The 21,876-nt window shown below is 45.0% G+C and carries 19 protein-coding genes and 1 riboswitch; of the genes, 3 read left to right on the plus strand and 16 right to left on the minus strand.

Annotated elements, in window-relative coordinates; translation table 11 throughout:
• Positions 1-283 precede the first annotated feature (283 nt).
• Complete coding sequence (gene yfbV, locus VER99_RS09545) at positions 284-736, minus strand: terminus macrodomain insulation protein YfbV (RefSeq protein ID WP_014232518.1); 453 nt, start codon at positions 734-736, stop codon at positions 284-286.
• A gap of 345 nt (positions 737-1,081) precedes the next feature.
• Here yfbV and VER99_RS09550 point away from each other — a divergent pair, with 345 nt between their 5' ends.
• Both VER99_RS09550 and pta read left to right on the plus strand, forming a co-directional pair.
• On the plus strand, positions 1,082-2,278 hold the full coding sequence (locus VER99_RS09550; protein WP_014232519.1) for an acetate kinase: 1,197 nt from the start codon (positions 1,082-1,084) through the stop codon (positions 2,276-2,278).
• A 137-nt stretch (positions 2,279-2,415) separates the two neighbouring features.
• Complete coding sequence (gene pta / locus VER99_RS09555) at positions 2,416-4,560, plus strand: phosphate acetyltransferase (protein WP_014232520.1); 2,145 nt, start codon at positions 2,416-2,418, stop codon at positions 4,558-4,560.
• 77 nt (positions 4,561-4,637) lie between these two features.
• Here the strand turns inward: pta and VER99_RS09560 are convergent, their stop codons facing one another.
• The 12 genes from VER99_RS09560 to moaA form a co-directional block, all read right to left on the minus strand.
• Positions 4,638-5,912, minus strand: coding sequence for an MgtC/SapB family protein (locus VER99_RS09560; RefSeq protein ID WP_020335662.1), 1,275 nt, complete (start codon positions 5,910-5,912; stop codon positions 4,638-4,640).
• A 163-nt stretch (positions 5,913-6,075) separates the two neighbouring features.
• Positions 6,076-7,026: a glutathione S-transferase family protein gene (locus tag VER99_RS09565; protein WP_014232522.1), complete on the minus strand. Its 951-nt coding sequence runs from the start codon at positions 7,024-7,026 to the stop codon at positions 6,076-6,078.
• 172 nt (positions 7,027-7,198) lie between these two features.
• Positions 7,199-8,191: a murein tripeptide/oligopeptide ABC transporter ATP binding protein OppF gene (oppF, locus tag VER99_RS09570; protein WP_014232523.1), complete on the minus strand. Its 993-nt coding sequence runs from the start codon at positions 8,189-8,191 to the stop codon at positions 7,199-7,201.
• The gene (gene oppD / locus VER99_RS09575) at positions 8,188-9,159 is read right to left on the minus strand and encodes an ABC transporter ATP-binding protein (protein WP_014232524.1); all 972 of its coding nucleotides are present in this window, start codon (positions 9,157-9,159) and stop codon (positions 8,188-8,190) included. The genes oppF and oppD overlap by 4 nt, the downstream gene beginning before the upstream one ends.
• A gap of 25 nt (positions 9,160-9,184) precedes the next feature.
• Positions 9,185-10,087, minus strand: a complete 903-nt coding sequence (gene oppC / locus VER99_RS09580) for an oligopeptide ABC transporter permease OppC (protein ID WP_020335663.1) — start codon at positions 10,085-10,087, stop codon at positions 9,185-9,187.
• Positions 10,088-10,102: 15 nt separating this feature from the next.
• Positions 10,103-11,023 carry an oligopeptide ABC transporter permease OppB gene (oppB, locus tag VER99_RS09585; protein ID WP_024372817.1) on the minus strand — a complete coding sequence of 307 codons (921 nt, stop codon included), beginning with the start codon at positions 11,021-11,023 and terminating at the stop codon, positions 10,103-10,105.
• A 129-nt stretch (positions 11,024-11,152) separates the two neighbouring features.
• A complete protein-coding gene (locus VER99_RS09590) occupies positions 11,153-12,844 on the minus strand; it encodes an ABC transporter substrate-binding protein (RefSeq protein WP_024372818.1) in 1,692 nt (563 codons plus the stop codon).
• Positions 12,845-13,406: 562 nt separating this feature from the next.
• Entirely contained in the window at positions 13,407-13,862 is a 456-nt protein-coding gene (gene moaE, locus VER99_RS09595) for a molybdopterin synthase catalytic subunit MoaE (RefSeq protein ID WP_020335667.1), read from the minus strand.
• Position 13,863: 1 nt separating this feature from the next.
• Positions 13,864-14,121: a molybdopterin synthase sulfur carrier subunit gene (moaD, locus tag VER99_RS09600; protein ID WP_020335669.1), complete on the minus strand. Its 258-nt coding sequence runs from the start codon at positions 14,119-14,121 to the stop codon at positions 13,864-13,866.
• The gene (gene moaC, locus VER99_RS09605; RefSeq protein ID WP_014232530.1) at positions 14,118-14,597 is read right to left on the minus strand and encodes a cyclic pyranopterin monophosphate synthase MoaC; all 480 of its coding nucleotides are present in this window, start codon (positions 14,595-14,597) and stop codon (positions 14,118-14,120) included. Before moaC ends, moaD begins: the two co-directional genes overlap by 4 nt.
• A 27-nt stretch (positions 14,598-14,624) precedes the next feature.
• Positions 14,625-15,137 carry a molybdenum cofactor biosynthesis protein B gene (moaB, locus tag VER99_RS09610; protein WP_014232531.1) on the minus strand — a complete coding sequence of 171 codons (513 nt, stop codon included), beginning with the start codon at positions 15,135-15,137 and terminating at the stop codon, positions 14,625-14,627.
• A gap of 100 nt (positions 15,138-15,237) precedes the next feature.
• Positions 15,238-16,227, minus strand: coding sequence for a GTP 3',8-cyclase MoaA (moaA, locus tag VER99_RS09615; protein WP_014232532.1), 990 nt, complete (start codon positions 16,225-16,227; stop codon positions 15,238-15,240).
• A riboswitch (molybdenum cofactor riboswitch) is annotated at positions 16,216-16,353 on the minus strand. It overlaps the preceding gene by 12 nt.
• Before the next feature lie 180 nt (positions 16,354-16,533).
• On the opposite strand from moaA, the gene VER99_RS09620 reads away from it, so the two are divergent.
• Positions 16,534-17,430 (plus strand): YvcK family protein, encoded by an 897-nt coding sequence (locus tag VER99_RS09620; protein ID WP_020335670.1) that lies wholly within the window; start codon positions 16,534-16,536, stop codon positions 17,428-17,430.
• Positions 17,431-17,507: 77 nt separating this feature from the next.
• Here VER99_RS09620 and luxU read toward each other — a convergent pair whose 3' ends face one another.
• The 3 genes from luxU to uvrB form a co-directional block, all read right to left on the minus strand.
• On the minus strand, positions 17,508-17,852 hold the full coding sequence (luxU, locus tag VER99_RS09625) for a quorum-sensing phosphorelay protein LuxU (protein WP_020335671.1): 345 nt from the start codon (positions 17,850-17,852) through the stop codon (positions 17,508-17,510).
• Positions 17,849-19,255: a quorum-sensing sigma-54 dependent transcriptional regulator LuxO gene (gene luxO, locus VER99_RS09630; RefSeq protein WP_014232535.1), complete on the minus strand. Its 1,407-nt coding sequence runs from the start codon at positions 19,253-19,255 to the stop codon at positions 17,849-17,851. Before luxO ends, luxU begins: the two co-directional genes overlap by 4 nt.
• 285 nt (positions 19,256-19,540) lie before the next feature.
• A complete protein-coding gene (gene uvrB / locus VER99_RS09635; RefSeq protein WP_014232536.1) occupies positions 19,541-21,571 on the minus strand; it encodes an excinuclease ABC subunit UvrB in 2,031 nt (676 codons plus the stop codon).
• Between the last annotated feature and the right edge of the window lie 305 nt (positions 21,572-21,876).

The following is a 21,876-nucleotide window of genomic DNA, read 5'->3' on the forward strand; positions in this document are numbered from 1 at the left end:
TGTTTGTAATAAATTTAGCTGTGCACTTCTTGTGCATCTTATTTTTATTATTACTACTAAGTCTCAGTAAAGAAAAGAAACATTTAACAGTAAAACAACAATTGTGATCGCGGAGTAGTAATCGAGTCGCGCAAAATCAACGAGAAAGAGGGAAATCTTTGTCAGGGTGAACGAAAAGCGACAAAAAGAAGTGGATCGATAGGATTATTGAACAGGACGAAGCACAAAAAATGGAGTGGCTTGTACGCACTCCATTTTTCTAAATTTCACGATGTTGGCTTGTTTAGAACCAACGCTCTAACGAGGATTTATCTAACTGCCTAAAAGCACGATTTAAGATTAACGCCAGTTCTTTGTAACGAGGCTTTGTCTTGACTGGTTCTAACGCGAAACCACTCTCAACTATTTTGTGGTGAAGCTCTCTATACCAGGTAGCCAGAGAAGGAGGCAATTTGGTATTTGAACGGGCACCTAACCACCAAATCCCCTGCAACGGCAAACTAATAGCGAACAAGGCAACAATGATCGACTGAGGCAGCGCACTATAGTTGTTAAACGCCATTTGAGTGAGGACGCTTATCGCAGCAACCGCTGGCATGACTTTAATGCCAAATCGCGTCGCTTTAATGATTCGCTGTTCTGGAAATACGGCATTCAGCTCTTTACGAACCGGCCAGATCTCCATGTAATTTTGGCCATCTTTCAGGCTATGGATCAATCCGACTTTATTACTCATACCACTCTCTCACTAAAAAATAGTTGAACGTTTCAACTGAAGGTGCAAAAAATTGATGAAAATTAATATTATTTCAAATTTTTTTTGTTATCATTGCCCATTATCGCTATCCTTTGCAGGCCCTCAACCTCATTGTTGCCGTTATTTACAATTTAAGCAACTCTGAGGTCACTATCTGCAAGGAACGCGTCATCGTGATGAGTGGGCTCATCACTATATCTTTATATGGAATTAGAACAATTTTTGACCAAGATTAGTACGCACCCTTGCTGGTATCGACTATTCTTGTGATTAATTTTTCATTCTTTAACTGATTTTGATCAGACGAATAACAGGTAGTCATACATGTCTAAGCTAGTTTTAGTTTTAAACTGCGGTAGTTCTTCTCTTAAATTTGCCGTAGTTGATGCCGAGAACGGCGACGAGCACTTATCAGGTCTTGCTGAGTGTCTTCACCTTCCTGAAGCTCGTATCAAGTGGAAACTTGATGGCAAGCACGAAGCTCAACTAGGTAACGGTGCAGCTCACGAAGAAGCACTAGCGTTCATGGTAGAAACTATTCTTGCTTCTAAGCCAGAGCTTTCTGAAAACCTAGCAGCTATCGGTCACCGTGTAGTACACGGCGGCGAGAAGTTCACTCAGTCTGCTCTTATCACTGATGACGTACTGAAAGGTATCGAAGACTGTGCAACACTAGCACCACTTCATAACCCAGCACACATCATCGGTATCAAAGCAGCTCAAAAATCTTTCCCAGCACTGAAAAACGTTGCTGTGTTCGATACTGCATTCCACCAAACAATGCCAGAAGAGTCTTACCTATACGCTCTTCCATACAACCTGTACAAAGAGCACGGCATCCGTCGCTACGGTATGCACGGTACTTCACACCTATTCATCACTCGTGAAGTTGCAGGTCTACTAAACAAGCCAGTTGAAGAAGTAAACATCATCAACTGTCACCTAGGTAACGGCGCGTCTGTATGTGCAGTTAAAAACGGTAAATCAGTAGATACTTCTATGGGTCTGACTCCTCTAGAAGGTCTGGTAATGGGTACTCGTTGTGGTGACATCGATCCTGCGATCATCTTCCACCTACACGACGCACTAGGCTACTCTGTTGAGAAAATCAACACGATGCTAACTAAAGAGTCTGGCCTACTAGGTCTGACTGAAGTGACTTCTGACTGTCGTTTCGTTGAAGACAACTACGGTGAGAAAGAAGAAGCAACGCGTGCAATGGACGTGTTCTGTCACCGTCTAGCTAAATACGTAGCGGGTTACACTGCATCAATGGACGGCCGTCTAGATGCGATCACTTTCACTGGCGGTATCGGCGAGAACTCTGGCCCTATCCGTGAAATGGTTCTAAACCGTCTAGGTATCTTCGGTATCGAAGTAGACAGTGAAGCAAACCTTAAAGCACGTTTCGGCGGCGAAGGCACTATCACTACTGCAAACAGCCGTATCCCAGCAATGGTAATCTCTACTAACGAAGAGCTTGTGATTGCTGAAGACACTGCACGCCTAGCAGGTCTTTAATGCATAAACTGGCTAGCCAATTGGCTAGCCAGTTTTTCTTCCAAAGAGCTTTCTTTAGGGGCTCAGCTCCTATTCTTTGAAGATCATGGAATAAGAATTGAGCTTTTATCTCTCCCAATAGCAAAGGTACTCTACGAATGTCTCGTACTATTATGCTTATCCCTGCAAGTGCTGGTGTTGGTTTAACTAGCGTAAGCATGGGTGTTCTTCGCGCTATGGAGCGCAAAGGCGTTAAAGTTTCTTTCTACAAACCTATTTGTCAGCCACGCAGTGGCGGCGATCAGCCGGATCTAACTTCAACTATCGTTGGCCACAACAGCGATATGAAGATCGGCGAACCTATGGCGATGTCTGTTGCTGAAAGCCTGATCGGTAACGACAACATGGATGAGCTGCTAGAAACCATCGTTGAGCGTTACAACCAAATCAATAAAGATGCAGATGTAACTCTAATTGAAGGTCTGGTACCAACTCGTAAGCACCCATTCGCTAACCAAGTGAACGCGGAAATCGCAGCAACACTTGGTGCTGAAATTGTTCTCGTGGCAACGCCTGGCACGGATAACCCAGCTCAGCTTAAAGAGCGCATCGAAGTAGCATGTTCTAACTTCGGCGGTACTAAGAACAAAAACATCTCTGGTGTTATCATCAACAAGCTAAACGCACCTGTTGATGAAGCTGGCCGTACTCGCCCTGACCTGTCTGAGATCTTTGACGATGCAGACAGCGCGAAGCAAAACGAAATGAAAGTGATGGAGATCTTCAACACTTCTCCAATTCGTGTACTAGGTTGCGTGCCATGGAGCATCGACCTGATTGCGACTCGTGCTATCGACATGGCGAAACACCTGAATGCTGATATCATCAACAAAGGTGACATCAACACTCGTCGCATCAAGAGCATCACGTTCTGTGCGCGTTCTCTGCCAAACATGATTGAGCACTTCAAACCAGGTTCTCTACTTGTTACTTCTGCAGACCGTCCGGACGTAATCGTTGCTGCTTCTCTAGCGGCGATGAACGGTGTTGACATCGGTGCTGTACTGCTAACTGGCGGTTACGACATCCCACGCGAAATTGAAGGTCTATGTAAGCCAGCATTCGAAACAGGCCTACCTATCTTCAAAGCTCAAGGCAACACTTGGCAGACTTCTCTAAATCTACAGAGCTTCAGCATTGAAGTACCTGCAGACGACAAAGAGCGTATCGAATTCATTAACGAGCACGTTGCTGGTCACATCGACGGTAACTGGATCGAGTCAATGACTGAAGGTACTCAGAAGTCTCGTCGTCTAAGCCCACCAGCATTCCGTTACCAGCTAACTGAACTTGCTCGTAGAGCTGGCAAGCGCATCGTTCTTCCTGAAGGTGATGAGCCACGTACAGTGAAAGCTGCTGCTATCTGTGCTGAGCGCGGCATTGCAGAATGTGTGCTTCTGGGTAACCCAGCAGAAATCCGTCGCGTAGCTGCACAACAAGGTGTTGAGCTAGGCGCTGGCGTTCAAATCATCGACGCTGATGCTATCCGTGAAAACTACGTTGCTCGCCTGGTTGAGCTACGTGGTGCGAAAGGTATGACTGAAGTTGTAGCTCGTGAGAAACTACAAGACTCAGTATTCCTGGGCACAATGATGCTTGAGAACAACGAAGTTGATGGCCTGGTTTCTGGTGCTGTTCATACTACGGCGAACACTATCGTTCCTCCGTTCCAAATCATCAAGACTGCACCTAATGCGTCTATCGTTTCTTCAGTATTCTTCATGCTTCTGCCTGATCAAGTACTGGTTTACGGTGACTGTGCAATCAACCCAGATCCAACGGCTGAACAGCTTGCTGAAATCGCTATCCAATCAGCAGATTCTGCTGCTGCATTCGGTATCGACCCACGCGTTGCAATGATCTCTTACTCTACTGGTGAATCTGGTAAGGGTGCAGACGTTGATAAAGTACGTGAAGCTACGAAACTAGCTCAAGAGAAACGTCCTGATCTTATCATCGACGGTCCTCTACAGTACGACGCGGCTATCATGGAAAACGTTGCGGCTTCTAAAGCACCAAACTCTCCAGTAGCAGGTAAAGCGACGGTATTCGTATTCCCAGACCTAAACACTGGTAACACGACTTACAAAGCAGTACAACGTTCAGCAGATCTAGTATCTATCGGTCCAATGCTGCAAGGTATGCGCAAGCCTGTAAACGACCTGTCTCGTGGCGCGCTAGTAGACGACATCGTGTACACAATCGCTCTAACAGCAATCCAAGCAACTCAAGAACAGAAGTAATTCTTTTCTCTGCTTGATTGAATATTCAAAGCCCTCGATTCGTCGAGGGCTTTTTTGTTGCGAGTTTACTGAGCTGGTTACGAAATAGCTAAGAACATCACCCCGCCGATAATCACACACCCGATCATCACTGGCGCGACTCGGTGCCATAACCTCCTCTCGCCTAAAGCCACCACCATTCCCATTTTCACTATGGTATTTACCGAAGCGGCAATGAGGATACCCAGCGCCGCGGTGGTTACACTCAAGTGCAGGACACTTTGCCGACCAAGAGCCAATGAAATTGCATCCACATCAGTGATACCTGACACTGCTGAGAGCATCAAAACCCCCGCATCGCCAAACCAATCTGAGAGTGCATGTGAGAGCAACATGATCACCGCCAGTACAACACCAAAAAAGAGAGCGGACTGCAAAGCAAGAGGATTAGTTTGCTTGTTTGATTGCTCCACCTTTTCCATTTCACACCGTCTCCATATCCACCAAGCCGGTAAGTAAAGTGCAACCATCATCGCGAGTACGATTGGCCAAAGCATTTTCACTAATGGAGGGTTAATGACAGAGAGTATGAACAAGAGCCGTGGGAACATGGTTCCACAACTTATTAAGATGCCACTTGCCAGCAGCGGGCTAATTGCAGGCTGTTCACGAGACAGATGGGAAAACTGTAGAGTCAATGCCGTTGAAGAACTGAGGCCAGCAAAAACGGACGTAAATAAAATCCCCCGCTTCGCGCCGCCAATTTTAATCGCAAAGTAGCCAACAAAAGAAATACTGGCGATCAACACGACCATCCACCATATCTCGTAAGGGTTTAAAGCTTTCCATGGCCCATAAGTTTTATCAGGTAAGAGTGGAAGTAAAACAATAGAAATGAGAAGTAAGCGCAGAGCTGCATCTAATTCGTACTCTTGTAACTTTTGCAACGCCTCGTGGAGCTCTCTCTTATTATCCAGAACCAGAGCGGTTATCACGGCCGCGGATGCAGCAAGTACCGCTTCGCCAGCCACCGCTAAACTGCCTAAAACGAACGTCACCAGCAGACTTACTAAGCCAGTGATACTGACATCACCGCTGTTCTTTTGCTTAACAAAAAACGCGATGCAAGCCAAAATCACCAGCGCGATCAGGGCAAAGCCAAGCAGTAACGGGGAATAGTGGGAAGCGAGAATTGCAACCAGACCACCAAGCAAGCCGACCAAAGAATAAGTACGAATACCTGCGACCCGGCTGCCTTCAACACTATTGCGCTTCACCCATCCGCGCTGAATGCCAATTATCGACCCTAACAGAAGAGCAATCAGCAAATTCCAGATTTGATGCTCGCCAGATGCAAACTCGTTGATATCCATACCTCACCTCGCTAAAAGATCGGTTCTATATCATTAGTTTATGTCATGTACTGGAATAATCTGTGATGCTTGGGGAAATAACCGATAAAACAGCGTATTAATGCATATCGCTTTAGTAAGGAGATAACAAAGCGCCATAGAAAATGACGCTTTATAAGAAGAGCTAATTTGAAAGTGGTTCACGACCGTGAGGCGACTCTAAATCTAAGTCCGGGCCTTTTGGTACAACCTGTGTTGGGTTGATTCCTGTATGACTGAAATAGTAATGACGTTTAATGTGGTAGAAATCCGTTGTCTCTGCCACACCATCTACTTGATAGAGTTCTTTTAAGTAGCCCTGAATATTGGTGTAATCCGCAATGCGCTTTTTATTACATTTAAAGTGGCCAACATACACAGCATCAAAACGTACTAATGTAGTAAACAGACGCCAGTCTGCCTCGGTGATCTGATTGCCTGTTAAATAACGATGTGTCGCCAGATGCGTATCAATTTTATCTAACGCAGAAAACAGTGAATCAAAAGCTTCTTCATACGCTTCCTGAGTTGTCGCAAAACCACAACGATAAACCCCATTATTCACATTCGGATAGATAAAATCATTCCACTCATCAATAGAGGCTTGCAAATATTCAGGGTAGTAATCATCTTCGTTACCCGTTAACCCATTAAATGCTGAGTTGAACATACGGATAATCTCAGAAGATTCATTGGATACGATCGTATTGGTTTTTTTATCCCATAAGACAGGAACGGTCACACGCCCACTATAGTCTGGCTTAGCTTGGGTATAAATTTGATGCATACGCGTATGGCCAAACAATGGCTCAGGTAAGCCCATCTGCCAGCCTTGGCTAAGCATGTCCGGACAAACAACCGTGACATCAATATGCTGTTCTAGCCCTTTGAGTTTTCGGAAAATAAGAGTTCGGTGCGCCCAGGGGCAAGCAAGAGAAACATACAAATGGTAACGACCAGATTCTGGCTGGAATTCTGCATCCGGCTCATTCTTGATCCAATTACGAAAACCTGCGTCTTCGCGGACAAATTTACCGCCGCTTGATTTCGTATCGTACCAGACGTCATGCCAAACACCTTCGACCAATTTACCCATCTTCGTTCTCCTCTCGTTCTATTTTCCTCTATATTAGCGATTCGTGACGAACAGAAAACAACCGGGCTTCGGACATGACGTTCAAGAAATTTGAATAAGTGCTCGGTTAGACATAAAAAAAGCGCGCCCCTAATTAAAGAGCCGCGCTTAAGCCCGTCACAGGCTGAATGACCTACACTTGAACGTGTAAACAAGATACCGCATGAACATCGTTACCTTGAATCGTCGGTTTTGTCTTCGCACATTCTTCCGTGGCCTGTGGGCAACGAGTACGGAAGACACAACCCGATGGTGGGTTGATTGGCGAAGGAAGATCACCTTCCAGCATTTGGATTTTCTTTTGACGTTCGATATTCGGATCTGGAATTGGTACAGCCGACATCAATGCACGCGTGTATGGGTGTTTAGGATCAGCAAATAGTGCGTCAGCTTCTCCAAGCTCTACGGCGTTACCCAAATACATAACCAGAACACGGTCAGAGATATGTTTTACCACAGACAGATCGTGTGCAATGAATACCAAAGATAAACCAAGCTCTTTCTGAAGCTCTTTAAGCAAGTTCACAACCTGAGCCTGTATCGATACATCCAGTGCTGATACAGGTTCGTCACAGATGATCATTTTTGGCTTAAGGATAAGCGCACGTGCGATACCAATACGCTGACACTGGCCACCAGAGAACTCGTGCGGATAGCGGTTGATCACGTTTGGTAGCAGACCTACTTTCGCCATCATCTCTTTAACACGATCTTTGATCTCTTGCTTTGAAAGCTCTGGATAAAAGGTTTCTAGCGGCTCAGCAATGATGTCACCAACCGTCATACGCGGGTTCAGAGAAGCCAAAGGATCCTGGAAAATCATTTGGATTTCTTTACGCGTTTCACGGCGCTGAACATCTTTCATCTTAGTCAGGTCTTGACCTAACCACACCACTTCGCCGTCAGTCGCTTCTACCAAGCCGATGATAGCGCGCGCAAACGTCGACTTACCGCAGCCTGATTCACCTACAACGCCCAGAGTTTCACCTTCGTACAGACGGACATTAACACCATCGACTGCTTTTAGGTTTGAAGGCTTAGACCAAGGCCATGCTGATTTTGCTGCAATGCTAAAGTGAACTTTAAGTTCTTTAACATCGAGTAGTAATGATTTATCTACACTCATTTTTTCCAAGCCTCCCACTGCGAAAAACATGCGCGCTGACGACCATCACCAAACGGTGTCAGAATTGGCGCTTCTTGCTTACAACGGTCCATTACACGGTGGCAACGTTCCTGATAAGGACAGCCAGGTGGTAGGCGAAGTAAGTTTGGTGGGTTGCCCGGAATAGTTGGCAGGATCTCACCTTCAGTATCTAAACGAGGAATCGCCTTCAGCAGGCCTTCTGCGTATGGGTGGCTCGGATTGTAGAAGATTTCATCAACTGTTCCGTATTCCATTGTACGGCCAGCGTACATAACCAATACTTTGTCACAAGAACCCGCAACAACACCCAGATCGTGCGTGATCATGATGATTGCGGTATTAAACTCGTCTTTCAGTTCGTTAAGCAGATCCATGATCTGCGCCTGAACGGTTACGTCTAGTGCCGTTGTCGGTTCATCAGCAATCAACAGTTTAGGACGACATAACAGCGCCATTGCGATCATTACACGCTGACGCATACCGCCTGAAAACTCGTGCGGATACATGGTAATACGCTTGCGGGCTTCTGGAATTTTCACCGCTTCAAGCATACGTACCGATTCTTCAAATGCTTCCGCTTTACCCATGCCTTTGTGAAGCATCAATACTTCCATCAGCTGATCACTCACCTTCATATAAGGGTTTAGTGACGTCATTGGGTCTTGGAAGATCATCGCGATCTGCTCTGCTCGAACTTTGTTAAGTTCTTTTTCAGGCAGGTTCAGGATCTCTTTGCCTTCAAACTTTGCGCTACCAGAAATGATACCGTTTTTAGCCAGTAGACCCATGATTGCGAATACGGTTTGAGATTTACCTGAACCTGACTCACCTACGATACCTAAGGTTTCACCCTGGTTAAGAGAAAAGTTCAAATCATTTACTGCGGTTACGATACCATCTTGAGTGGTAAACTCGACGCGCAGATCTTTGACATCTAATAAGCTCATCGTTGCTTCCTTAATCTATCTGTAATTATCTGTCTTTAGGATCCAGCGCATCGCGCAGACCGTCGCCAACGTAGTTGAAGCAGAACAGAGTCACAACCATGAACGCGGCTGGGAATGCCAGCTGCCAGATTGCTACTTCCATTGTCTGTGCACCTTCTTGTAGAAGTGCGCCCCAACTTGTCATTGGTTCCTGAACACCAAGACCAAGGAACGATAGGAATGATTCAGTCAGAATCATGCTAGGGATAAGCAGCGTTGAGTAAACTGCTACGATACCAAGTACGTTCGGTACGATATGGCGAGTAATGATCTTCCAGTTACTTACACCACAAACGTGTGCCGCTTCGATGAACTCTTTACTACGTAGGCTAAGCGTTTGACCACGTACGATACGTGCCATATCCAGCCATGCGATTGCACCGATCGCTACGAAGATAAGAATAATGTTACGGCCGAAGAAGGTTACTAGTACGATAACTAGGAACATAAACGGTACCGCGTATAGGATCTCAAGGATACGCATCATGATACGGTCAACTTTACCGCCAATGAAGCCAGATGCTGCGCCGTAAAGCGTACCAATCAAAACTGCTACGAATGCACCCATAACCCCTACCATTAGGGAGATTCGGCCACCAATCAGCGTACGAACGTACAAGTCGCGACCTAAGCTGTCAGTACCAAACCAGTGGTCAGCGTTAGGTGCAACGTGCATTGCGTACCAATCTGTATCATCAAATGCATAAGGTGCGATCATTGGCAGAACAATCACCGCCAACGTCATTAGAGCCAGGATAAATAAACTCACCATTGCTGCTTTGTTACGCATAAAGCGAATTCGAGCATCCTGCCAAAGACTGCGACCTTCAATCTCTAAGTTCTCAGAGAATTTTTCAATCGCTTCTAGGTTTTCTTTTTTCGTTAACATAACCAAACTTCCCTGTTAGTAGCGAATTTTCGGGTCAATCATTGCTAGTAGGATATCGACAATCGCGTTGAATAAGATAAATAGGAAACCAATCAGAATAGTTACACCCATTACTAGCGAGTAGTCACGGTTAAATGCAGCGTTAACGAAAAGCTTACCAATGCCTGGTAGACCAAAAATGGTTTCGATAACAACAGAACCGGTAATGATACCTACGAAAGCAGGACCCATGTAAGAAACGACAGGGAGAAGTGCTGGCTTAAGCGCGTGTTTAAGAATGATGTAACGGTAACTTAGACCTTTCGCGCGTGCGGTACGAATAAAGTTACTGTTTAATGTTTCAATCATCGAGCCACGAGTAATACGTGCGAATGTTGCAACGTAAAGCAATGACATACCAATTACTGGAAGTACGAGGTACTTCAAGCCGCCATCTTGCCAGCCACCCGCAGGGAAAAAATGCCAGTGAAGAGAGAATAGGTAGATCAGTGCCGGAGCCAATACGAATGATGGCATGACAACGCCTATCATCGCCGTTGACATAATCGTGTAATCGACCCAGGTATTCTGTTTTAAAGCGGCTATTGTGCCAACCGTCACCCCCATTATCAGGGTGAAAATGAAGGCAATGAAACCCACTTTTGCAGATACAGGTAACGCAACAGAAATCAATTCATTAACTGAGTAATCCAGATACTTAAATGACGGTCCGAAGTCACCTTGGATAACGTTAAACAAGTAAGTCGTGTATTGCTCGAATACAGGCTTATCTAGGCCATATTTAGCTTCGATGTTAGCCATAACTTCTGGTGGTAATGGACGCTCTGTCGAGAATGGATTTCCCGGAGCAAAACGCATGAGAAAGAAAGATACGGTGATCAAAACCAACATTGTTGGGATCGCCTCAAATATCCTTTTTGCGATGAATTTAAGCATAAACTCACTCTTTCAGTCTGTGACAGTGTAAATGAAAACCAAATGTCCAAATTTTGGACACAACATAGGCGCTGCATGCGATCTCTCACATGCAGTGCCTAATTTTTTATAATTCTATCTGATTAAGATTTACTCAGTAATGTATAGGTCTTTTGAGTAGATCTTTTCTTCTGCGTTGTTAGCTGGGAAGCCACCAACTTTAGGAGACAGTAGACGTGATTTCACGTACTGGTAGATAGGTGCAATTGGCATATCCTTCGCCATCAACTTCTCAGCTTCCAAGTATAGTGCTTGGCGCTGTTCATCTGATGTAGAAGCAAATGCTTTGTTCATGATCTCGTCGTACTCTTTGCTATCGTAGTGAATACCACCAGTGGTGTTGTTACTCATCATTAGCGTCAGGAATGATGAAGCTTCGTTGTAGTCACCACACCAACCTGCACGAGCCACTTCGAAGTCACCCGCATCTTTAGAAGATAGGTAAGTTTTCCACTCTTGGTTTTCTAGAGTGACGTCAAGACCCAGAGTCTTCTTCCACATTGAACCTAGAGCAACCGCAATTTTCTTGTGGTTCTCTGAAGTATTGTAAAGAAGATTAAATTTCAGTGGGTTATCTTTGCCGTAACCAGCTTCTTCTAGAAGACGTGCAGCTTCTGCATCACGTTCTGCCTGAGTCATCTTGCCGTAAGCTGGAGTTTCAGGGTTGAAGCCTGCTGTGATTTCAGGCGTTAGGAAGTAAGCTGGCTTTTGACCTTGAGCTAGGATCGCATCCGTTACGATGTTACGGTCAATTGCGTACGAGATCGCTTTACGAACACGAACATCATCAAACGGTTCTTTCTTAGTGTTGAAGATGTAGTAGTAGGTACATAGGTTACCCGTTACAGAAACTTCTTCTGGATGTTCTTTTTGCAGACGCTTGAAGTGCTCAGTTGGCAGTTCATTGGTAAAGTCGATTTCACCTGCTAGGAAACGGTTCATTTCCGCTACCTGGTTTTCGATAGGTAGGAAAGTAACTTTATCCAAAGTCGTGTGTTCGTTGTCCCAGTATTGCTCGTTACGCTTCAATACTAAACGTTCGTTTACAACCCAGTTATCAACAACATATGCGCCGTTACCTACAAAGTTCTCTGGTTTGGTCCACTGATCACCGAATTTTTCAACAGTCGCTTGGTGAACTGGCTTAACCGTTGTGTGGCCCATCATCATGACGAAGTACGGTACTGCAGTATCAAGCTCAACAACCAACGTCTGGTCGTCAACCGCTTTCACACCTAGCTCGCTTTTATCTTTTTTACCAGCAACGATGTCTTTCGCATTCTTCATCTTGGTGTATTCCATGTACCAAGCGTATGGAGAAGCGGTTGCAGGATCGACTGCACGCTGGAAGCTGTAGACGAAATCGCCGGCCGTAACAGGATCGCCGTTAGACCATTTTGCGTCTTTGCGTAGGTGGAAAGTGAATGTTTTGTTGTCTGCAGTTTCCCAAGATTCAGCAACACCAGGGATGGTATTACCATCTGCATCTTGGTTTACAAGGCCTTCAAGTAGATCGCGAATCACGTGAGATTCAGGAACACCTTGTGATTTGTGTGGGTCGATTGTCGCTACTTCTGTACCGTTACCACGCACTAATTCTTGAACCGCAGCAAGTTTTGGCTCCGAAGAATCAGATTTCGCTTCAGAGGCAGGGGCTGGTGCAGGAGCAGGAGCAGGCTGAGCTGCTTGCTTCTCTTCTGGCTTATCACCACCACAACCAGCAAGAGCTAGAGAAAGACCAGCGCCAATGAATAAAGCGCGCGTGATTTTATTCTTATACATGCGTAAAACTCCAAATTTTTTTGTTAGCATCCATGACCTCTTTGTAGGTTCACAAAAACGGGCTGTGATTTAGATCTTTTTAGCGCCAAAACTAAGCACCAAGAACCTAAAACCATACAAAGACTGCGGCACACATTAGCAATCATTGAAGTTATTTGCCATAAAAATGTAGCAAAAAGACCGATAATCCTGTATCTGTCGCACAAATCCAGCAAAAAAAAGCTGATTAAAAACATTTTGCTAGTCCAATGGCTAGCTCAATCTCTCCTCAACAGATTAAAGTTTCGATTAATCTAAATTTAAACCAATTAGCAGCATCATATACTAAGCATATGCACAAACTTAACACTTCTGACACAAAGAACTTAGCAAACGCTTGCTTATGTATTGTTTAGAGCGATCCGATATTGTGCAAATTTATGGAGTAATAGAGACGAATAGCTTGCGTTTTATGTGGGCAATAAATGTACAACCTTTATATATAAAAAGGTAAATATAAAAAAAGCTAAGCACCTGTAATGCTTAGCTTTTAACTTTCATTGTGCGAGAAATACTTTCTACTCTACTTTTGCCAACGCTGTGCAGCTTTGTGATCAGTGTCTCTTGATTCGATCCAGCGATTTTCAGTCGTTGTGCGTTCTTTTTTCCAAAATGGTGCTTTCGTTTTTAGATAATCCATAATGAATTCGCACGCTTCAAATGCCGCACCTCGATGAGCGCTAGAAACACCAACAAAAACAATTTGATCACCGATATCCAAATCACCAATACGGTGGATAACACGCACACCAAGTAATGGCCAACGATCTTCAGCTTGATTACAAATGTCGATAAGGCTCTTTTCTGTCATACCAGGATAATGTTCTAGATGCAGACCAACAACGTTATCGCCTAAGTTCATATCGCGCACTTTACCAATAAATGTCACGACGGCACCAGAAGACGTTCCTTCGGACAAACCTTGGTATTCTTGATCGACAGAAAAATCTTCAGCCTGTACAGAAACACGAGGATCCATCTTAACCTCCAGTCACTGGCGGGAAGAATGCCACTTCGTCTCCCGCTTTCACTTCAGTATCTAACGGCACAATAGACTGGTTAACTGCTGCAAGTAGCTTTCCGGGCTCGAGAGCTAAGTCCCACTTGCCGTCTTTTTCCGTGCCCTTTTCGACCAAATGAGCACGAACCGCTTCTACCGTTTCAAACTGCCCTTCTAAATCAACACTGTCGATTCCCACCAACTCACGTGTCTGAGCGAAGAAAAGTACTTTAATCATGATTCTGCCTTGAAGTGTCCTGACTTTCCGCCCGTCTTCTCAAGAAGACGAACCTGACCAATGACCATATCTTTTTGCACCGCTTTACACATGTCATAAATAGTCAACGCTGCAACAGAAGCCGCCGTTAACGCTTCCATCTCTACGCCTGTTTTACCTGCAAGTTTACAAACAGACTCGATACGAACCTTGCTCTCCGATTCAATCGCTTCTAACTGAACTTCAACTTTAGACAGTAAAAGCGGATGACAAAGCGGAATCAGATCCCAGGTTTTTTTCGCGGCTTGAATACCTGCTATACGTGCGGTAGCAAACACATCGCCTTTATGATGTTGGCCAGAGACAATCAACTCGAGTGTTTCTGGTGCCATGTGCACAAATGCTTCTGCTCTTGCTTCACGGACCGTTTCCGTTTTCGCTGAAACATCGACCATGTTAGCTTCGCCGGATGCATTAATGTGTGTAAATTGGGTCATTGCTTTTCCTTCACTTAGTAGAAAAGGTTATACAGATAGGTGTGGCATAAAGTTACAAGGGCGGTGACTTGCGTCCATCTGCTGCTTGATTATTTTCGTCCAACCAGTGCGGCATGCACCAGTAGACCCTGGCATAGCAAAGATGACGGTATGGTTAGCAAAACCAGCAATTGCACGTGACTGGATAGTCGATGTGCCAATCTCTTCATAAGAAACCATACGGAATAACTCGCCAAAGCCTTCCACTTCTTTATCAAAAAGCGGCTTAAGTGCTTCTGGAGTGCTGTCACGAGAAGTAAAACCTGTACCACCGGTGATCATGACCGCTTGTACGTTTTCGTCGGCAATCCATTGAGAAACAATCGCTCGAATCTTATACATATCATCAATGACGATTTGCTTATCAACGACATTGTGACCGGCTTCCTGGGCATGTTCTACAAGGTAGCGACCTGATGTATCATTTTCTTCAGTACGAGTGTCAGATACCGTTAGAACGGCAATATTTGCAGGTTGAAATTTGCTTTCAGCGTGACCCATTAGTTCACCTATTCTCTAAAGTTAGCTTGGATTCGTTATATCGATTCAGGAAATATCATCGAGAAAGCCCGCGAGCTTCCTCTATAAAAGTTGTGTGATGTTAGCCGCCAATGGACGCGAGATGAGGCGTCATCCCAGTGTTGCCATCATGCAAGAAGTGACTGACAGACTTAGTCTGCAGCTGAGCTTGAATACGCTCAATTAACTCATTCTCTTGTTCATCACCTTGCAGAAGGTCACGTAAGTCAATGCCATGCTCGCCAAACAAACATAGATGCAGCTTACCCATGGCAGAAACACGAAGCCGGTTACAGCTCTCACAAAAGTCCTTCTCATAAGGCATAATTAGCCCAATTTCACCCTTGTAATCCGGGTGAACAAATACCTGAGCAGGACCATCATTGTGAGAACGGACTTTCAGTAACCATCCATTAGCAATGAGCTGATTACGGATCGCGACACCAGAAACGTGGTGCTTATTAAACAAGTCATCCATTTCACCCGTCTGCATCAGTTCAATAAAACGCAATTGAATTGGTCTATCTTTGATCCAGTTGAGGAAGGCAGGTAGCTCGTGATGGTTGAGATCTTTCATCAACACCACGTTCACTTTCACTTGTTCATAGCCGACTTCAAACGCACGCTCGATACCATTCATCACTTCGGTGAACTTATTCTCACCTGTGATTTGATGGAACATGCGTGGGTCAAGGCTATCCACACTCACATTGATGTGCGTGAGGCCAGCTTCGCGCCAGTCTGCAACCTGTTTAGCCATGCGATAGCCATTTGTCGTTGTCGCGACTTTCTCAATACCAGGTGTCGTTGCGACAGCATGGATGATGTCAGTAAAGTCTTTACGTAAACTTGGCTCACCGCCAGTAATGCGGACTTTTGAAGTACCGCAATCTGCAAACGCGGTGACTACCCGCTTAATTTCAGGTAGCGATAAAAAAGACGAGTTTTTTTTGCCCGAAGGTTTATAACCATCAGGCAGGCAATAGGTACATTTGAAATTACAAACGTCAGTTACAGACAGACGTAAGTAATAGAATTTACGATGAAATTTGTCTTCGAATTGTTGCGCCACGGAACACCTTTCCAAACACGGGAGGCGTGGTCATTTCCAACCAAGCCCTTGTGGCAGTATGCCACTGGCTCAGAACACCTATCCTTAATCGAACTTAGTGTTGTGAGCTCGGAGTTATGGCAACCAGAGAAAGTAAAACTCTGATAGCTTTGCTGTGTAAAATACTGAATATTTATAAGGGAATCCAGACTTGAGCACTAAAAAATATCTCAAGTCACACAATTTACCGCTAAGTGAGTACCGTTAGAGCACTCATTACGTTAAATTGTAGCCGTTTTTACGAATTTTATTAGAAGAATGTAACGTATGAGTATCTATACGGATAACAAAGTAGTCGCAGTTGGCGGTGGCCATGGTTTAGGTAGAATGTTAGCAGCACTGAGCGATTTTCGTGGCAACGCGACGGGCATCGTCGCTACCACTGATAATGGTGGCTCCACTGGCCGAATTCGTCATTGTCAGGGTGGTATCGCTTGGGGTGATATGCGCAACTGCATCAACCAGTTGATCACTGAACCATCTATCAGTTCAATGATGTTCGAGTATCGCTTCAAGGGCAGTGGCGAACTTGACGGTCACAATTTAGGTAATTTAATGCTCACCGCTCTGGACAACCTTTCGGTCCGTCCATTGGATGCGATCAATCTTATTCGCAATATGCTTAAAGTCGATGTGAATATTCTACCTATGTCAGAGCACCCATCCGATCTGTCTGCCCTATCTATCGATGGCAAATGGGTCACCGGAGAAACCAATGTCGACCACATGGAGACTGACCTTCGCCGTTTAGACCTCTCTCCTGAAGTACCCGCAACAAAAGAAGCAGTGGCAGCATTATCAGAGGCTAATGCCATTGTTCTGGGGCCGGGAAGCTTTCTGACCAGCATCATGCCACCGCTGTTATTGCCAGAGCTAGGTAAAGCGATCGCTAACAATAAAAACGCCAAAGTCATTTTTGTCGCGAACTTGAGTCCGGAATATGGTCCTGCCGGCCGTATGAGCATGGAGCAAAAATTAGAATGGTGTGAGCGCGCATTGCAAGGCAGAAAAATCGATGTCGTTCTTGCTGAAAAAGCAGAACAAGAAGTGCTCGATAGATGGAATGTGGTCACCGAGTCACTGGCTTCAAGCAATCGCGACTGGCGTCATGACCGTAATAAACTCAAGAAAGCCATCGAAGATCAACTTGTTAGCCAGAGTTAATCTTATCCAGAAACAGTAAAGCCCTTCACTGAATGTGAGGGGCTTTACTTTTAAACTTTGCTGTCACTTCTTGTCGGTTATAGGCTCCAGGAGCGGTAAACCTCTTGTGTATCGCGCAGAACGTCGATCATGGTAGTGGCTTCTTCTCCTTCTACCGCCAACTCTCCCGCTTTCGCTTTCTTATCAATAGAGATTGCTAAGTCACACAAACGATCAGCACCAAAACTGGCAGCACTGCTTTTTAACGCATGGCTGATTTCTTTCAAATATACCAGTTGATCGGCGTCATCGAACTGAGACAAGTTTCTAATGTAAGTGTCTATTTCACCTAAAAAAATATCAAGCAACACTGGTACATTGTCGCTGCCAATCTCCATGGACAGATCGTCTATTTTCTTTTGGTTAAGTATATTCATGCTCATACCTTTTGCCGCTCATCCTTGCTGTTCCATGCTTGTAGCTTACGGTAAATCGTCGATGGGCTGACATCTAGATACCCTGCCGCTCGAGGAATATTACCGTCGCACGCTTCAATTGCGCGTTCAATCGCCGTTTTTTCCGTAATCCACAGTGGCACAATGTCCGAGGCTGTCATCACTTGAGACTCAACTGTGGCGCTTGATGTCTTACGCTCCAAAGGTTGATTCAATGGAGGCGGAAGCATATCCAAAGTAATTTCTTTACCGTGATTTAACACCACGATATTGCGAAGCACGTTTTGTAACTGACGTACGTTACCGGGCCATTCATAGTTATTAAATCGATCTATCACTTCTTGCGAAAAGCGTACAAAGCCTTTCCCCTCTTCATGAGACATATAACCCAATAAAGAATAAGCAATTTCGACAACGTCTTCGCCACGCTCACGCAAAGGTGGAAGATGCAATGGTATTACGTATAAGCGGTAATATAGGTCTTCACGAAAGCGCCCTTCCTGAACCTCTTTCCAAGGGTCACGGTTGGTGGCGCACACAAAGCGCACATCCACGCTTTTCATTTTTGAGGAGCCGACTTTCTGGAAGGTACCAGTCTGGATAAATCGCAACAACTTGGTCTGTAAGTCCAAGTCCATTTCACACAATTCATCGAGGAAAAGCGTACCGCCATCCGCTAGTTCTGCCGCACCTTGACGATCATTCGCCGCACCAGTAAACGCGCCTTTTACGTGACCAAACAACTCACTTTCAATCAGATCTTTCGGGATCGCTGCACAGTTAATCGCAATAAATGGTTTATCACCTCGTTTACTTGCGGCATGGATAGCTTCGGCACACACCTCTTTACCCGTGCCACTTTCACCAGTAATGAAAATACTCGCCTTACTGCTCGCTGCTGAGTCAATGGTGCGGTAAACCTGTTGCATGGTTTGGCTACTACCGATGAAACCCTGATAATTCTGGTTACCGGGATTATCCGCTTCGTTTTTTAACTTGGTCGCTTTACGTATCGCGTTGTTCACCGTGACACGCAAGCGGTCGGCTTCACACGGTTTAATCAAAAAGTCTTGAGAGCCATGACGCATTGCTTCTACCGCAGTGTCGATAGAGCCGTGTGCAGTCATAAAGATGATAGGAACGTCTGGATGACTTTGTTTCACTGCATGCAGAACGTCCATACCCGTCATGTCAGGCAGACGAAGATCAAGCAGAATAAGGTCGGGAATACGATGTTTCAGACTTTCGATCGCATCACGCCCGGTACCGACAATATTGATGTCAATACCTAGTGGCGTCAGGTAAGAGCGATACAACGCCGCAACCGACGCAGTATCCTCGACCATTAGCAGATAACGAGCCTTTGGATCTTTAGTAGTTTGTTGTTGCATAACCTAGCTAGCTTTTTTGTAATCTTTTAAACAATAATCGCATTACGCTTTGCATTATGCAAATAACAATACACAAATCAGGGGCAATTTAGATCAATAAAAACAGAGATCAATGAGTTAAGAATTTGGCATAAATCATGCTCATTTAACTCTGACCCCTCGGGTCACCTAGCCAACTGACGTTGTTAGTGAACATTATGTTCGCAAATAAAGCCAATAGAAACGACTGCCTATTGGCTTCTTTTTTGCCTGCAATATCAGGTTAATCAGTTATTAGCGTCAAGATCAGCTATTAGCGATAAACTGAGCACGCAGTTTTTCAATCTCATCACGTTTTTCAGCCGCCAGCTCAAACTCAAGATCTTGAGCATGCTGGTACATCGCTGCTTCCAGTCTGCTGATTTCTTTTTCTAACTGTTGTGGCGACATCACTTCATAAGACTGAGATGGCTCCGCGACTTTGGATAATGGAACCTGTTTGCCAGTGCGCTGACGTTTGGACTTAGTGATATCACCTAGCTCCATGATGTCTTTGATATTGCGCGTCAATGCCTGCGGTACAATCCCCATTTCTTCATTGTACGCTTGCTGCTTCTCACGACGACGGTTGGTTTCATCCATCGCTTTCTTCATCGACTTGGTGATAGAGTCGGCATACAAAATGGCCTTACCTTCGATGTTTCGAGCAGCACGGCCGATAGTCTGGATCAGTGAGCGTTCCGAGCGCAAGAAGCCTTCTTTATCAGCATCCAATATCGCCACCAGCGACACTTCCGGCATATCCAAACCTTCTCGTAATAAGTTGATACCGACAAGCACGTCAAACTCGCCTAGTCGAAGATCTCGAATAATCTCGACACGCTCTACGGTATCAATATCGGAGTGAAGATAACGTACGCGAACATCGTGTTCATGCAGATATTCGGTCAAATCTTCTGCCATACGTTTGGTCAACGTTGTAACGAGGACTCGTTCATCTTTCACCGCACGAATACGAATTTCAGAAAGCAGATCATCGACCTGCGTCGCGACAGGACGAACTTCGAGTATAGGATCAAGTAATCCCGTAGGGCGAACAACTTGATCAGCAATATCGCCATCTGACTTTTCAAGTTCATAATTGCCCGGTGTTGCAGACACAAAAATAGTCTGCGGCGCAAGCGACTCAAACTCTTCAAATTTAAGCGGGCGGTTATCCAGTGCTGAAGGTAAACGAAACCCGAATTCCACCAACGTTTCTTTACGAGAACGGTCACCTTTATACATTGCGCCAATTTGTGGGACGGTTACGTGTGACTCGTCAATAATCAATAAACCATCATGGGGTAGATAATCAAAAAGTGTCGGTGGCGGCTCTCCCTCAGCGCGACCACTGAGGTAACGAGAGTAGTTTTCGATTCCCGAGCAAAATCCAAGCTCGTTCATCATCTCGATATCGAACTGTGTGCGCTGACTGATACGTTGTTCTTCCAACAGCTTATTGTTGTCCAATAACTGCTTTTTACGTACTTCGAGTTCCACTTTGATATTTTCAATCGCTTCCAGGACGCGATCGCGAGGCGTAACGTAATGCGTTTTCGGATAGATGGTATAACGCGGTAAATCGCGCTGTTTAACGACTCCGGTAAGTGGATCAAACACGCTGATGCAGTCGACTTCGTCATCAAACATTTCAACTCGCACAGCATCTTGATCGGATTCAGCAGGAAAGATATCAATCACTTCACCACGAACGCGAAACTGGCCTCGCTCAAAGGCTACATCGTTACGTGAATATTGCAGCTCAGCCAAGCGACGAAGCATGTCACGTTGGTCGATCACATCGCCACGACGTAAATGCAACATCATTTGCAGATAAGACTCAGGATCACCCAAACCGTAAATGGCAGAGACCGAGGCGACGATAATGGCATCTTTACGCTCTAATAACGCTTTGGTCGCGGATAATCGCATCTGTTCAATGTGAGCGTTAACAGATGCGTCTTTTTCGATAAACGTATCGGTGGTTGGCACATAAGCTTCTGGCTGGTAGTAATCGTAGTAAGAAACGAAATACTCAACCGCATTATTCGGGAAAAATGACTTCATCTCTCCATAAAGCTGCGCGGCCAGAGTTTTGTTAGGTGCGAGCAAAATTGCAGGACGTTGCGCTTGAGCGATCACATTCGCTAATGTGAATGTCTTACCTGAACCTGTCACACCTAACAGTGTCTGATGTGCTAAACCCGAGTCTAACCCATCAAGTAATTGCTTAATTGCATCGGGTTGATCTCCTGATGGCTGATAACTAGAGACCAGCTCATAAACTTTGCTCATACCGTTCCTTAACTCTACTACGGACTAACTGTATATATACACACTATATATACACCTTAGTCAATGAAATCTATGCCTGTCGGTGTATTATCGACCATTACTATTAAATTTGTGCCTTTGTACAACTCGCTATAGCCTTACCTGACATGCTCTGATATAGTACGTCGCCCTAGTCAATGATTATTCTCAAATATCATTTATCATATTTCCACAACTTTTCCCCAAAAAGCAGTACAAAGTAAGCTTATCCCCTAAAGTCTAATTTTTATCCACTTTGACTATTTCTACTCGATTACCAATAAACC

The organism is Vibrio natriegens NBRC 15636 = ATCC 14048 = DSM 759 (assembly GCF_035621455.1).
Classification (GTDB): Bacteria; Pseudomonadota; Gammaproteobacteria; order Enterobacterales; family Vibrionaceae; genus Vibrio; species Vibrio natriegens.